13 protein-coding genes and 2 pseudogenes are annotated in these 13,316 nt (G+C 54.4%); 5 read left to right on the forward strand and 10 right to left on the reverse strand.

Annotated elements, in window-relative coordinates; translation table 11 throughout:
* Positions 1-61 precede the first annotated feature (61 nt).
* The 5 genes from accD to pdxB form a co-directional block, all read right to left on the reverse strand.
* The gene (accD, locus tag EOS97_RS01450) at positions 62-976 is read right to left on the reverse strand and encodes an acetyl-CoA carboxylase, carboxyltransferase subunit beta (RefSeq protein WP_000118383.1); all 915 of its coding nucleotides are present in this window, start codon (positions 974-976) and stop codon (positions 62-64) included.
* Positions 977-1,126: 150 nt separating this feature from the next.
* On the reverse strand, positions 1,127-1,786 hold the full coding sequence (locus tag EOS97_RS01455; protein ID WP_000364318.1) for a DedA family protein: 660 nt from the start codon (positions 1,784-1,786) through the stop codon (positions 1,127-1,129).
* Positions 1,787-1,834: 48 nt separating this feature from the next.
* Complete coding sequence (gene truA, locus EOS97_RS01460) at positions 1,835-2,647, reverse strand: tRNA pseudouridine(38-40) synthase TruA (protein WP_000016631.1); 813 nt, start codon at positions 2,645-2,647, stop codon at positions 1,835-1,837.
* Positions 2,647-3,660: an aspartate-semialdehyde dehydrogenase gene (locus EOS97_RS01465; protein ID WP_001289141.1), complete on the reverse strand. Its 1,014-nt coding sequence runs from the start codon at positions 3,658-3,660 to the stop codon at positions 2,647-2,649. The genes truA and EOS97_RS01465 overlap by 1 nt, the downstream gene beginning before the upstream one ends.
* A gap of 67 nt (positions 3,661-3,727) precedes the next feature.
* Positions 3,728-4,864 (reverse strand): 4-phosphoerythronate dehydrogenase PdxB, encoded by a 1,137-nt coding sequence (pdxB, locus tag EOS97_RS01470; protein WP_000699173.1) that lies wholly within the window; start codon positions 4,862-4,864, stop codon positions 3,728-3,730.
* Positions 4,865-4,967: 103 nt separating this feature from the next.
* On the opposite strand from pdxB, the gene flk reads away from it, so the two are divergent.
* Positions 4,968-5,969: a flagella biosynthesis regulator Flk gene (gene flk / locus EOS97_RS01475; protein WP_000553395.1), complete on the forward strand. Its 1,002-nt coding sequence runs from the start codon at positions 4,968-4,970 to the stop codon at positions 5,967-5,969.
* Here flk and EOS97_RS01480 read toward each other — a convergent pair.
* Positions 5,966-7,144: an MFS transporter gene (locus EOS97_RS01480; RefSeq protein ID WP_000127728.1), complete on the reverse strand. Its 1,179-nt coding sequence runs from the start codon at positions 7,142-7,144 to the stop codon at positions 5,966-5,968. The genes flk and EOS97_RS01480 overlap by 4 nt on opposite strands.
* 179 nt (positions 7,145-7,323) lie before the next feature.
* Positions 7,324-7,698: a hypothetical protein gene (locus tag EOS97_RS01485; RefSeq protein ID WP_001051266.1), complete on the reverse strand. Its 375-nt coding sequence runs from the start codon at positions 7,696-7,698 to the stop codon at positions 7,324-7,326.
* Between the two features lie 172 nt (positions 7,699-7,870).
* On the opposite strand from EOS97_RS01485, the pseudogene EOS97_RS27005 reads away from it, so the two are divergent.
* The 3 genes and pseudogenes from EOS97_RS27005 to EOS97_RS01495 all read left to right on the forward strand — a co-directional run.
* A pseudogene (locus EOS97_RS27005) lies at positions 7,871-7,966 on the forward strand (helix-turn-helix domain-containing protein); the annotation flags it as partial.
* Positions 7,960-8,264, forward strand: a pseudogene (locus EOS97_RS27010) (hypothetical protein); the annotation flags it as partial. The pseudogenes EOS97_RS27005 and EOS97_RS27010, both read left to right, overlap by 7 nt.
* On the forward strand, positions 8,264-8,782 hold the full coding sequence (locus tag EOS97_RS01495; protein ID WP_000847542.1) for a YbjP/YqhG family protein: 519 nt from the start codon (positions 8,264-8,266) through the stop codon (positions 8,780-8,782). The pseudogene EOS97_RS27010 and the gene EOS97_RS01495, both read left to right, overlap by 1 nt.
* Before the next feature lie 66 nt (positions 8,783-8,848).
* Here the strand turns inward: EOS97_RS01495 and EOS97_RS01500 are convergent, their stop codons facing one another.
* Both EOS97_RS01500 and fabB read right to left on the reverse strand, forming a co-directional pair.
* Positions 8,849-9,505, reverse strand: a complete 657-nt coding sequence (locus tag EOS97_RS01500) for a CPBP family intramembrane glutamic endopeptidase (RefSeq protein WP_001142900.1) — start codon at positions 9,503-9,505, stop codon at positions 8,849-8,851.
* Positions 9,506-9,602: 97 nt separating this feature from the next.
* Positions 9,603-10,817 carry a beta-ketoacyl-ACP synthase I gene (gene fabB / locus EOS97_RS01505; protein ID WP_127836106.1) on the reverse strand — a complete coding sequence of 405 codons (1,215 nt, stop codon included), beginning with the start codon at positions 10,815-10,817 and terminating at the stop codon, positions 9,603-9,605.
* Positions 10,818-10,976: 159 nt separating this feature from the next.
* On the opposite strand from fabB, the gene mnmC reads away from it, so the two are divergent.
* On the forward strand, positions 10,977-12,977 hold the full coding sequence (gene mnmC / locus EOS97_RS01510) for a bifunctional tRNA (5-methylaminomethyl-2-thiouridine)(34)-methyltransferase MnmD/FAD-dependent 5-carboxymethylaminomethyl-2-thiouridine(34) oxidoreductase MnmC (protein ID WP_023226605.1): 2,001 nt from the start codon (positions 10,977-10,979) through the stop codon (positions 12,975-12,977).
* A 51-nt stretch (positions 12,978-13,028) separates the two neighbouring features.
* Here mnmC and EOS97_RS01515 read toward each other — a convergent pair whose 3' ends face one another.
* Positions 13,029-13,304: a YfcL family protein gene (locus EOS97_RS01515; RefSeq protein ID WP_000559749.1), complete on the reverse strand. Its 276-nt coding sequence runs from the start codon at positions 13,302-13,304 to the stop codon at positions 13,029-13,031.
* Positions 13,305-13,316: the final 12 nt, after the last annotated feature.

Below are 13,316 nucleotides of genomic sequence, written 5' to 3' on the forward strand. Positions count from 1 at the left end.
CGCTGCTTCTTTACGGTGAAAAGCAAAAGGGCAGAGCCTGCGGCCCTGCCCTTTTCAGTTATCAGGCCTCAGACTCCTGATCCGGCGCCGGAGGCACCACCACGCCTTCACGCGGGGCGTCCGGGTTCGGCGCGGGCAGATTCATCAGCTTCGCCAGAATGCTCGCCAGCTTCAGGCGCATTTCCGGGCGGCGGACTATCATATCAATAGCGCCTTTTTCGATCAGGAACTCACTGCGCTGGAATCCTGGCGGGAGCTTCTCACGAACGGTTTGTTCGATAACGCGCGGGCCGGCGAAGCCAATCAGGGCTTTTGGCTCGGCGATGTTGAGATCGCCCAGCATCGCAAAACTGGCGGAAACGCCGCCCATTGTCGGATCGGTCAATACCGAAATGTAGGGCAGACCACGTTCCTGCATTTTCGCCAGCGCAGCAGAGGTTTTCGCCATCTGCATCAGCGACATCAACGCTTCTTGCATACGCGCGCCGCCGGAAGCAGAGAAACACACTAACGGACAGTTATCTTCCAGCGCCTGTTCAACGGCGCGAACGAAGCGTGCGCCAACGACAGACCCCATTGAGCCGCCCATGAACGCGAATTCAAACGCGGCGGCGACAACCGGCATACCGTGAAGCGTCCCTTTCATGACCACCAGCGCGTCTTTCTCGCCGGTTTCTTTCTGCGCGGACGCCAGTCTGTCTTTATATTTTTTGGAGTCGCGGAACTTGAGCACGTCTTTTGGCTCCAGCTCGCTACCCAACTCCACAAGGGAACCTTCATCTAACAGGCTATGCAGGCGATTGCGCGCCGACATGCGCATATGATGGTCACACTTAGGACAGACCTCAAGATTACGTTCCAGCTCAGCGCGGTATAAAACCTGACCGCAGCTATCACACTTGGTCCACACCCCTTCAGGAATGCTTGCCTTGCGGGTGGGAGTAATGTTGCTTTTAATTCGTTCAATCCAGCTCATTGGTGACCTTTCTGCCTGAACCTTAGTCAGCTTTATTATAAGGGGGCGCATAATGCCATTTTTGCCCCCAACAGACCATGAATGTTGCACATTAAAACATAACAGCCCGAAACTTTGGATAAAAAAGTGGTCGAACCGCTGAGTTACTTTCTATTTTGCGGCACGCGACGCAGCGCGCTTATGCCGGACAATCTCAATGACGCCAGGTAATATCGAAACCACGATAATCCCCACAATCAGCAGCTTAAGGTTATCCTGAATCAACGGTATCGTACCGAAGAAATAACCGGCGTAGGTAAAGAGCAGTACCCACAGCAGCGCGCCGATGACGTTATAGGCGGCAAAATGCCGATAGGACATGTGCCCCATCCCTGCCACAAACGGCGCAAAGGTTCTGACGATCGGCACGAAGCGAGCGAGAATGATAGTTTTACCGCCGTGTTTTTCATAAAACTGGTGGGTTTTATCCAGATAACTGCGGCGGAAAATTTTCGAATTCGGATTACTGAACAGTTTTTCGCCGAACAGTCGACCAATCGTGTAATTTACCGCATCGCCGACAATTGCGGCGATCAGCATTAACGCCACCATGACATGCACATTGAGATCGTTGGTTTCCAGCGAAGCCAGCGCCCCGGCGACAAACAGCAGCGAGTCGCCCGGCAGGAACGGCGTGACGACCAGGCCGGTTTCACAAAACAGAATCAAAAACAAAATAGCGTACACCCAGACGCCGTACTCCGCGACCAGCTCCGCCAGATGCACATCGATGTGCAGAATAAAATCAATAATAAAGTAGATCAGGTCCATATTTGTCTTTGCCTTTCTACCCGACACGTTTCGGGTGTACGATTCGGATTAGTCCGCCAGAAATAGCGGGCCCATTGGCGGTTTTGGAAGGTCAAACCGGTCAGGGTAATCCACCGCAACCAAATATAGCCCCTCCGCCTTCGCCGTTGCCGCCGCCAGCGTTCTGTCCCTGGCCGCTAACAGCTCTGCGATCCAGCTCTCCGGCTGGTTGTGAGCGCCTACTTCCAGCAGGCTGCCGACAATATTCCTGACCATATGATGAACAAAGGCATTCGCTTTGATATCGACCACCACATAAGGGCCGTGGCGGGTAACGTTGATGTGCATCACATTACGCCACGGCGTGCGCGACTGGCACTGCACTGCGCGAAACGAGGTAAAATCATTTTCGCCAAGCAGACACTGCGCCGCGCGATGCATCCGCTCTGCATCCAGCGGCTCATAGTAATGCGTCACGCCTTTTGCTAACACCGCAGGACGCAGTCGATGATTGTAGATGATATAGCGATAACGGCGAGCCGTAGCGCTAAATCGCGCGTGAAAATCATCCGGTACAGTTTTCACCCAGCGCACGGCAATGTCACCAGGCAAATTCGCATTTACCCCCAGCGTCCATGCCGCATCTTTGCGCAATGCGGTCGTTTCGAAATGGACAACCTGCCCGGTGCCGTGAACGCCGGCATCGGTACGCCCGGCGCAGAACACGTTAATAGGTTCATTTGCCACCTGCGAGAGCGCTTTTTCCAGCTTTTCCTGCACGCTGCGCACTTCATTCTGACGCTGCCAGCCATAATACTTGCTGCCGTCGTACTCAATACCCAGCGCAATTTTATAGACCGGCGATGATTGCTGTCCGGACATCAGTACAGATACTCCTGCACCAGCTTCTCCGCAATTTTAACGGCCATCAGCGCGCCGCCGAAACGCACGTTGTCCGCCACTGACCAGAACTGAATTTGTTCCGGCATACCGTAATCATTATGCACACAGCCAATAGAAAGCTGTGGATTGCCGGAAGCGTCGCCCACCTGCGTCGGGTAATCCGTCTCTTCTGACAGTACGATATCTTCACCGCGGGAAAATGCCTCGCGCGCCTCTTCCGCCGCCAGCGGACGGAGCGCTTCAAAGCTCACCATCTGCGCATGGCCATAGAACACCGGCGACTGCACGACACTGGCGGAGATCATCACGCCATCGTCCTGCAAAATTTTACGCACTTCATCGACGATACGACGTTCCTGGCGCACGCTGCCTTCACGATCCGGCAGCAGCGGCAGCATATTGAACGCTAACTGGCGGCCAAAGAAATCATCTTCATCAATCGGTATGCCGTTAAGCAGCTTCGCACTCTGTCCAGCCAGCGCATCGACCGCTTTTTTCCCCTGTGCGGACGCTGATAACATACTGGTGACGGCGATGCGCGACAGTCCCCCCTGATCGATTAACGGCTTGAGCGCCGCCAGCAGTTGACTGGTCAGACTATCGGCGACCGCAATCACGTTACGGTTACGGTAATCCGCCAGTACATACGGGTTAACTTCCGGCACGACCAGCGGCACATCAGGCTCCAGCGCGAACAGACCGCTGGAATCTATCACCAGGCAACCTGCATTGGTCGCGTCGTCTATCCAGGCAGCCGATGCCTCTGCGCCGGCAACGAAAAACGCCAACTGCGCCTGCGTCCAGTCAAAGTCCGCCGCATCCTGGACAATGACCGACTTGCCACCAAAACGGAGGTGCTCGCCCGCGCTTTCATGACGCGCCAACGCATAAATTTCACCGACCGGGAACTGGCGTTCAGCCAGTGTTTCAAGCAGGGCTTCGCCTACGGCGCCCGTTGCGCCCAGAATGGCAATGTTCCAGCCTTCAGACATGGTGATTTACTCCAGAAATACATAAGCGTCCCTGTCGCATTATTCGACAGGGAGCATTAAGAAGACATTAATGTGCCGGGTGATGAACAGCGTTAAAACCTAGCTTACACAGCAAGGCGGCTGCCGTTTCGTCGTCACACATCACGTATAAAGACGACCATTCACGGCGCTCAAGATAATTTTTACGCAATTTATCAAATTCACCCGGAATTCCAGCGACTTTACGCAGTGGCGCATCGTCGCGGCGCACATCATACACCAAATGCGCCAGTCTTTTCAGCGTCGGTTGATCCAGCGGGCCGTGAAGCGTAATACGACCAAACTCAGGCGCAGGCAGTAATGTCTCCAGCGCGACACGCTGCTCGCGACCGATAAACGCGCTATACGCCTCAAAGACCTGGGTGGTGCCGCGCGCTTTGCCTTCCAGCGTATAGCCGGCAATATGCGACGTGCCGATATCCACGGCTTCCAGTAGCGCGACGTTAAGATCCGGTTCGCCCTCCCACACATCAAGCACCACGCTCAGCGGCTGCCCGGCATTAAGTCGCGCCAGCAACGCGGCGTTATCCACCACCGGACCGCGGCAGGCGTTAATGAGAATGGCGCCGGGTTTCAGTCGACGGATCAGCGTCTCATCGGCCAGATGCAGCGTTTTGTACAGTCCGTCTTTATAGAGCGGCGTATGGAAAGTCAGGACATCCGCTTCCTGCACCAGCTCATCCAGCGTACGAAAATCACCCTCGTCCCCGCGTGCGGCGCGTGGCGGATCGCACAGCAACGTGCGGATACCCAACGCTTCAAGCCTGGTCTGTAGCCGGCTTCCGACGTTACCCACGCCGACAATCCCTATAGTGCGATCGCGTAACGAAAAGCCGTCACGTTCGGCCAGCATCAACAGCGCGGAAAACACATACTCCACCACGGCGATAGCATTACAGCCGGGCGCGGCTGAAAAACCGATGCCCGCCTGCTTCAGCCATGCCTCATCCACATGATCGGTGCCTGCCGTAGCAGTACCAACGAAGTTAATCGGCGTGCCGCTCAGCAGCGATTCATTCACTTTCGTGACCGAACGCACCATTAACGCATCGGCATGGTTCAATTCTTCAACGGGGATCGGGCGACCCGGCACTGCCTTTACCTCACCCAGGCGGCTAAATAATTCGCGGGCGTAAGGCATATTTTCATCAACGAGAATTTTCACGACTGTCGTACCTGTTTGAGAACGAGAGTTAACCGGACAAGTGTGCCATAATCTGGCCGCCAGGCATATATTGCTCAGATTTATGGTTAAAGGATAATTAATTATGCATCCCATCTCCGGCGCCCCTGCACAGCCTCCAGGCGAAGGGCGTAATCCTCTTTCCGCTGCGAGCGAGCAGCCGCTTTCCATGCAACAGCGTACGGTACTGGAAAGGCTGATCACGCGCCTGATTTCACTGACCCAGCAGCAAAGCGCGGAAGTATGGGCCGGAATGAAACACGATCTGGGGATAAAAAATGACGCGCCGCTACTGTCGCGCCACTTCCCCGCCGCTGAACAGAATCTTACCCAGCGTCTGGGCGTAGCGCAGCAAAATCACGCCAATCGTCAGGTACTTTCACAGCTAACAGAGCTGCTTGGCGTCGGGAATAATCGTCAGGCCGTCAGCGATTTTATCCGTCAGCAATACGGTCAAACCGCGCTTAGCCAGCTTACGCCCGATCAACTCAAAAACGTGCTGACGCTCCTGCAACAGGGGCAGCTTTCCATTCCGCAGCCGCAGCAACGTCCGGCAACGGATCGGCCATTATTGCCTGCTGAACATAATACGTTGAATCAGTTGGTGACGAAGCTGGCAGCCGCGACCGGCGAGTCAAACAAACTTATCTGGCAATCAATGCTGGAACTCTCCGGCGTGAAAAGCGGCGAGCTCATTCCGGCAAAGCAGTTTACCCATCTGGCGACATGGCTACAGGCGCGGCAGACGCTGTCACTACAACACGCGCCTACGCTACATACGCTGCAGGCTGCGTTAAAACAACCGCTTGAGCCGGACGAGCTCACAGCGATCAAAGAGTATGCCCAACACACTTATCAAATTCAGCCGCAAACGGTGCTGACCACCGCCCAGGTGCAGGATTTACTTAACCATATTTTCCTGCGTCGCGTAGAGCGGGAGGCGGATGAGCTTGAACCGCTCTCTATTCAACCCATCTACCGTCCGTTCGCGCCGATGATTGAAACCGTGAAAAATCTGTCTGCGCGACCAGGCCTGTTGTTTATCGCGCTAATAATTGTACTGGCGCTTTTCTGGCTGGTTTCTTAACCACGCCGGAACGATAATATCGTCACCAGGATGCCAACCACTGCGGAGATCGCTCCCGCGAGGAATACGGAAGGATAGCCGCATGACGTGGCCAGCATGCCCGCCAGCGGGCCGGTAACGCCGTAGGAGATATCCTGAAACGCGGCGTAGCCGCCGAGCGCCGTACCGCGTACCTGTGCAGGTACGCGTTTCACAACCTCCACGCCCAGCGCCGGGAAAATCAGTGAACACCCTGCCCCGGTGAGCGCCGCGCCTACCAGCGCTATCCAGGCCGTCGGCGCCAGCCACAAGAGCAGCAACCCTGCCGTCTCAACCAGCAATGAGACAACGGCGACCTTCACGCCGCCAAAGCGGTCCGGCATCCAACCGAACAATATGCGCATCAGTACAAACGCACCGCCAAACGCGGTCAGGGTGAATCCCGCCATCGTCCAGCCATTGCTGACAAAATAAAGTGAAATAAACGTACCGATGACGGCAAAGCCCACGCCCTGCAATGCCAGGCCCAGGCCCGGTTTCCAGATAAGCCCGACCACGCTCCACAGTGAAGGTCGCTCCCCCGTATACGCAGGCACTTTACGCACGGTGCCGTTGAATGCCCAGGCCAGCAGCGGTAAAACCATCGTCGTCCCCGCCAGCGCCGCGAAGCCAAAGTGGCTATGGATCAGCAAGCCCAACGGCGCACCGGCCGCCAGCGCGCCGTAAATCGCCATTCCGTTCCACGACATCACCTTACCGGAACGCGTTGGGCCAACCAGCCCCAGTCCCCAGGTCAGGGTTCCGGTCAGCAGTTGGCTTTCGCCAAATCCGAGGATCAAACGCCCGACAATAAGCAGCGCGAATTTTACCGGCGCGGAAACCGGCAACAGCGCGGCCAGGAGCCAGGCGGCGCCCGCCAGCCCGCAGGCAAACATCCCCTGTAACGCCGATCGTTTAGCGCCATATTGATCCGCCAGCCGTCCGGCATAGCCGCGCGTCAGTACCGTCGCAAAAAACTGAATGCCCACGGCGATCCCAACCATCGTATTGCTATAGCCCAGTTCGTGATGAACAAAAAGCGGGATGACGGGTAACGGCAGGCCGACCGTCATATAGGTCAGGAAAACCGCAAAGGCGATGCGGAACAGCGAAAAATTCGCAGACGGGGTCGTTGTTTTTTGGCTAACTGCTGTCATGCATTACTCCAGAATGCAGAGTAAGGCGGGGAAAGGCCACGCCCCCCTCTACCTGAACGTCAGGATTAAGGTGCGTTGGATAACGTTAAACGCTTACGCATTATCGGAAGGATAATGTAGAGAGTGAAGTCTGCCTGTGAGACGCGAAACTTGTCAACCTTGAAATTGCAGCCAGGGTATCAACGTGGCGGCGTGTCATCAAACAGAAAGGGAAAGACCGCTTTCATTCCTCTCACCTTAAAGCGTCCGGTCACCTGCTTGCGCTGTTCTGGCGTCAGTAACCTGAACATCATCTCCCAGATATCTTCAGGCTCCGCTTCCTGTAAGGAAATGGGTTCTGGCGTCGGTTCCTCTCCGCTGTCGTCAAGATAACGATGAACATAAAGAGGGAAAACAGATATATGAAACTCCTCGGCCTTTGATTTAACACGCTTACGCCTGACACCCTCTTTCCCTTCGCTGTACTTATATAAACGTTCGCGAACCGCAGGCTCGCTTCCCGGAAACCCCGGTAAGCCAAGACATTCCTTAACCGTGAACCATTCCTTTGCCATCGGTTTCTTTCCTTTCCCCTGATGAAATAAAAATATTTCTTCTTTTTCGCGAAATTTTGCTTTCTTTCTGGCACTATTCTCAGAGTGAAAAAGAAAGTAACTTTCTTTTTCTCGCGCTAATTTTTACCTTAAAAATATCGGTGCCGATAACACATCTTCTTAGGATTACAGAATGGAACCAAAAAGCCAGGACTGGCATCGTGCAGATATTAAAAGTACACTTGAAAAAAGAGGTATTACGCTCAGAGATCTTTCTCGTCAGGCCGGTGTGCGGAATTTACCCGAAAGGCAATTCAGGCGGGCGGTATCACGCTGGGCATACATATCATGCGAAAGATTATGGCCCAATGTTAAGAAGCGCCGGATTCACCGCTATTGGTACCTATGAAATGCCGCGCGAGGGTGACGTCATCATTATTCAACCTTACGCTGGCGGAAACCCGAGCGGTCACATGGCGATATACGATGGCACAGAGTGGTATTCAGATTTTAAACAACGCGATATGTGGGCCGGCCCGGGCTACCGGGCAGCCAGGCCCTCATATACCATCTACAGGAAGAATTAATGAAAACGTTCTCCCTTGTCGCGCTTATCCTGTTGCTTTGTAGTTGCTCTGCGCCTCATCACGACAGTACGCAGGCCGTGAAGCAGTTCTATACCTCATGGATGACGACGTTCACGAACGATGTGAATACCCCTGACGACACCACCGCCTTAATGCAACGTTACGTTGCTAAAGAGGTTATTCATCGCCTGGCGCTAATACAGTCCCTTTATGAACAGGAGATTGTAGGGGCAGATTATTTTATGTATGCGCAGGACTATGCGCCAGAGTGGATTCCACAGTTACGGGTTGGGAAGGCACACCCTTTCCTCGGCGGAGAAAAAGTGGATGTTCTGTTGGGCACAGAGTCAACGCCCATCCACCTGGAAGTTTATACCCGTTGGGAAGAGGGACGCTGGAAAATTTACCGCGTTCGGGATGCTGACAGGGGTTATGAACAGCCGATTTATGACGCAGGCGCCATCACCCAGGCTGAGGCCTGGTCAGCAAAAGTCGCGCCGGAATATAAGAAGCATTAAAAAAGGGAATCGCCATCGGTCTCTTGTTCGTACCGGAGAGGTTAAAGCGCCTATTTCATCAGGCTCTTATTCCGTCGCTGAAAACAGTAAGCCGAAAACAACCCAGGCATTATTTAAAATATGAAGTGTTATAGGTATCATTAGCCCACGGCTTCTCATTCGAACAACGCATAATATCGATGAAAAAACAAACAGATAAACAAAAGTCACCGCAAAGAGATATTGTGTATGCATAAATGCAAAAGCGAGTGAAGTAATAATAATACCGGAAGCTCTTGAGTACCGACCCCAACCGATACTGCTGTTTAATAAAAACCCTCTGAATATAATTTCCTCCGCCACAGGAGCCAGAAAGCACATCGCCAGCGTGTTAAGAAATTTATGAAGAAAAAATTGCCTTGATAACTCGGCCATCCAGGGTTCCGGGCCACTAAAAGCATTGTAGAGAACGGTAAGGCACACCAGGGCCAGCGCCGGAACAAAACACTCCACGAATGATAAGCGACCCAATGATAAAAACGGGTAATACTTTGAATAAATACTCCAGGCGGCAATCGCATAGACAAAAACAATACTATATATAAAAGGCGCAGCCAGACCTCCCAAATAAAGCCAGGCATAGGAAGGCGAAAATGAGGCAAAAACAAAAATGCCGAACAAACCAAATAAAACAGCCACACAACTCAAACTATGCCTAATTTTATCTAATGTATTAGTTGGCATTTATATAATATCCATATAATTTGTTGTTCCCTGAATGAAAAAACAGGTCGCATTAGCGACCTGTTTCATTGTTGATACTACAACGTAATAGTCAGGCTTACAACTTACGCATCACCAGCGTGGCGTTGGTGCCGCCAAAACCGAAGCTGTTAGACATTACGGTAGTCAGTTCACGCTCGGTCGTTTCGGTCACGATGTTCAGACCCGCAGCCTGCTCATCCAGCTCTTCGATGTTGATGCTCGGCGCGATAAAACCGTGCTCCAGCATCAGCAGAGAGTAGATAGCTTCCTGCACGCCAGCCGCACCCAGCGAGTGGCCGGTCATCGCTTTGGTCGCGGAGATAGCCGGGCTGTTATCGCCAAACACTTCACGGATTGCACCGAGTTCTTTCACGTCGCCTACCGGAGTAGAGGTACCGTGAGAGTTCAGGTAGTCGATCGGCGTGTCTACGCCGTGCATCGCTATCTGCATGCAACGTACTGCGCCTTCACCAGACGGAGCAACCATGTCTGCGCCATCGGATGTTGCGCCATAGCCGACGATTTCCGCATAGATATGCGCGCCGCGCGCCAGAGCGTGCTCCAGCTCTTCGACAACAACCATACCGCCACCGCCCGCGATGACAAACCCATCACGGTGCGCATCATAGGTACGGGACGCTTTTTCAGGCGTATCGTTATATTTGGTGGACAGTGCCCCCATCGCGTCGAACTCACAGGCCATTTCCCAGCACAGCTCTTCGCCGCCGCCAGCAAAAACGATGTCCTGTTTGCCCAGTTGGATCTGTTCAACCGCATTGCCGATACAGTGTGCGGAGGTCGCGCAAGCGGAGCTAATGGAGTAGTTCACGCCATAAATTTTAAACGGCGTAGCGAGGCAGGCGGAAACGCCGGATGCCATTGCTTTCGTCACCACATACGGGCCCACGGCTTTCAGACCACGCGGGCTACGCATGGCGTCTGCGCCAAAGACCTGGAATTTCGGGGAGCCGCCGCCGGAACCTGCAATCAGGCCGACACGCGGGTTATTCTGATAGACTTCCGGCGCCAGACCGGCGTCGGCCACTGCCTGCTCCATAGACAGATAAGCATAGATGGAGGCGTCGCTCATAAAGCGCACGACTTTGCGGTCAATGAGGCCAGTGGTATCCAGTTTTACGTTGCCCCATACCTGGCTACGCATGCCGGCGTCCTTCAGCTCCTGAGAGAAAGTGATCCCTGAACGTCCTTCACGCAGAGATGCCAGGACTTCCTGCTGGTTATTACCGATGCTGGAAACGATGCCCAGGCCAGTAATCACTGCACGTTTCATTCAATACCTCTGTAATTCGCACTATTTTTAAGTTTCGATTGGCACAATAGCGTACACTTGTACGCCGAACAAGTCCGATCAGCCATTTAGTACGGAAATTTGCGCCATCAGGCACACATCGTTAAGATCGCGATACCGCCCGTCAGACGAGTAACTTACGTGAAACAATACGCCATACAACCCGCCACACTCGAATTTAACGCTGAGGGTACACCTGTTTCCCGAGATTTTGATGATGTCTATTTTTCTAATGACAATGGACTCGAAGAGACACGCTACGTTTTTCTTGGCGGCAATCGTCTTGCGGAGCGATTTCCCGTACATTCACATCCATTATTTATAGTCGCGGAAAGCGGTTTTGGCACCGGACTCAACTTCCTGACGCTGTGGCAGGCGTTTGACAGCTTTCGTTCTGCGCACCCACAGGCGACGCTGCAAAGGTTACATTTCATCAGTTTTGAGAAATTCCCGTTAACGCGCGACGATCTGGCGCTGGCGCACCAACACTGGCCGGAGCTCGCGCCCTGGGCAGAGCAGCTGCAGGCGCAATGGCCGCTGCCGCTCCCGGGGTGCCACCGCCTATTGCTGGATCGGGGTCGGGTGACGCTGGATTTGTGGTTTGGCGATATTAATGAATTGACCGACCAACTGGACGCCACGCTGAATCAAACAGTCGACGCCTGGTTCCTCGACGGTTTTGCCCCGGCGAAAAATCCGGATATGTGGACGCCAAACCTGTTTAACGCGATGGCGCGGCTGGCGCGGCCCGGCGCAACGCTGGCGACGTTTACCTCGGCGGGTTTCGTCCGTCGGGGATTGCAGGAAGCCGGTTTTACCATGCAAAAACGCAAAGGCTTCGGGCGTAAACGCGAGATGCTTTGTGGAGTGATGGAACAACACCTCATGCCGACCCTTTCCGCGCCCTGGTTTTACCGCAGTGGAAGCGAAAAACGTGAAACGGCGATCATTGGCGGCGGCATTGCCAGCGCGCTGTTATCACTGGCGTTACTGCGTCGCGGCTGGCAGGTGACGCTCTATTGCGCAGATGATCAGCCCGCCCAGGGCGCTTCCGGTAATCGACAGGGCGCGCTTTATCCGCTCCTTAGCAAACATGACGCCGCCATTAATCGCTTTTTCCCGACCGCATTCACCTTTGCCCGTCGCCTGTATGATGCCCTGCCCGTCTCTTTTGATCATGCCTGGTGCGGCGTAACGCAGCTCGGATGGGATGAGAAAAGCCAGCAGAAAATTGCCCAGATGCTGTCCCTGGCGCTGCCCGCCGGACTGGCCTCGGCGCTCAATGCCGAAGAGGCGGAACAGGCGGTTGGCGTGACGACACGCTGCGGAGGAATTACCTATCCGGCAGGCGGCTGGCTGTGCCCGGAACAATTAACTCGCGCAGTCATCGCACTGGCGACCGAACAGGGTTTACAAACGCGCTTTCGCCATACGCTCACGTCGCTCGTTGCGCAGGAGTCGCGCTGGCAACTGCGCTTTACGTCAGGTGAAACCGCCAGCCATGAGACCGTCGTTCTGGCGAACGGCCATCAGATTAACCGTTTTGATCAGACCCAGCCGCTGCCGGTGTATGCCGTCGGGGGGCAGGTCAGTCATATTCCCACCACCCCCGCTCTCTCGGCGTTGCGTCAGGTGTTATGCTACGACGGCTATCTGACGCCGCAAAATCCGCATAATCAGCAGCACTGTATTGGCGCCAGCTATCACCGGGGTGACGAAAGCACCGTCTGGCGCGAAGAAGATCAGCGTCAGAACCGACAGCGTCTGCTTGACTGTTTTCCGGATGCGAAATGGGCCACAGAGGTTGACGTCAGCGGCAACAGCGCCCGTTGCGGCGTGCGTTGCGCCACCCGCGACCATCTGCCGATGGTGGGCAATGTCCCGGATTACCACGCCACGCTGACGCATTACGCCGATTTAGCCGATAATAAAACGTCGGCGGCGCCTGCGCCTGTGTATCCGGGTTTATTTATGCTCGGCGCGCTGGGATCGCGCGGTTTGTGCTCAGCGCCATTATGCGCAGAAATTCTGGCGGCGCAGATGAGTAACGAGCCGATTCCTCTGGATGCCAGTACGCTGGCGGCGTTAAATCCGAATCGGTTATGGGTGAGAAAGTTATTGAAGGGAAAAGCGGTGAAGTAATGGGCCTGTCAATAGCGGAAGGCGGCAAGCGTCGCCTTCCGGCCCACGGCGTTATTGTTTTGCCTTGTCGAACAAATTGTCCCACATCGCTTTGACTAACGCCTGATCGCGCGGCGACAGTTCGCCGGCGCCGATCGCTTTTTCCAGACTTTGGCTAACGTTGGCATAGACCGCCTCGACGGAGTGGTCATCACCGCTCTCCAGCTCGGCAATGGCTAACGTCAGGTGGCCACGCAGGTATCCACTGGCAAAAAGCTCATCGTCGCTGGCGTGCTCTACCATATCGTCAATTAATGCCAGAATGCGTGATTCAAACTCCGCGATCATCTTCTTTCCTCA

It is taken from the genome of Salmonella sp. SSDFZ54 (genome assembly GCF_004010735.1).
GTDB classification, from domain to species: domain Bacteria; phylum Pseudomonadota; class Gammaproteobacteria; order Enterobacterales; family Enterobacteriaceae; genus Salmonella; species Salmonella enterica.

What these genes read in the sequence shown, in the direction of transcription:
- accD (WP_000118383.1), bottom strand. Translation starts at nt 976, where the DNA reads ATGAGCTGGATTGAACGAATTAAAAGCAACATTACTCCCACCCGCAAG.
- EOS97_RS01455 (WP_000364318.1), bottom strand. Translation starts at nt 1,786, where the DNA reads ATGGACCTGATCTACTTTATTATTGATTTTATTCTGCACATCGATGTG.
- truA (WP_000016631.1), bottom strand. Translation starts at nt 2,647, where the DNA reads ATGTCCGGACAGCAATCATCGCCGGTCTATAAAATTGCGCTGGGTATT.
- EOS97_RS01465 (WP_001289141.1), bottom strand. Translation starts at nt 3,660, where the DNA reads ATGTCTGAAGGCTGGAACATTGCCATTCTGGGCGCAACGGGCGCCGTA.
- flk (WP_000553395.1), top strand. Translation starts at nt 4,968, where the DNA reads ATGCATCCCATCTCCGGCGCCCCTGCACAGCCTCCAGGCGAAGGGCGT.
- EOS97_RS01480 (WP_000127728.1), bottom strand. Translation starts at nt 7,144, where the DNA reads ATGACAGCAGTTAGCCAAAAAACAACGACCCCGTCTGCGAATTTTTCG.
- EOS97_RS01485 (WP_001051266.1), bottom strand. Translation starts at nt 7,698, where the DNA reads ATGGCAAAGGAATGGTTCACGGTTAAGGAATGTCTTGGCTTACCGGGG.
- EOS97_RS01495 (WP_000847542.1), top strand. Translation starts at nt 8,264, where the DNA reads ATGAAAACGTTCTCCCTTGTCGCGCTTATCCTGTTGCTTTGTAGTTGC.
- EOS97_RS01500 (WP_001142900.1), bottom strand. Translation starts at nt 9,505, where the DNA reads ATGCCAACTAATACATTAGATAAAATTAGGCATAGTTTGAGTTGTGTG.
- fabB (WP_127836106.1), bottom strand. Translation starts at nt 10,817, where the DNA reads ATGAAACGTGCAGTGATTACTGGCCTGGGCATCGTTTCCAGCATCGGT.
- EOS97_RS01515 (WP_000559749.1), bottom strand. Translation starts at nt 13,304, where the DNA reads ATGATCGCGGAGTTTGAATCACGCATTCTGGCATTAATTGACGATATG.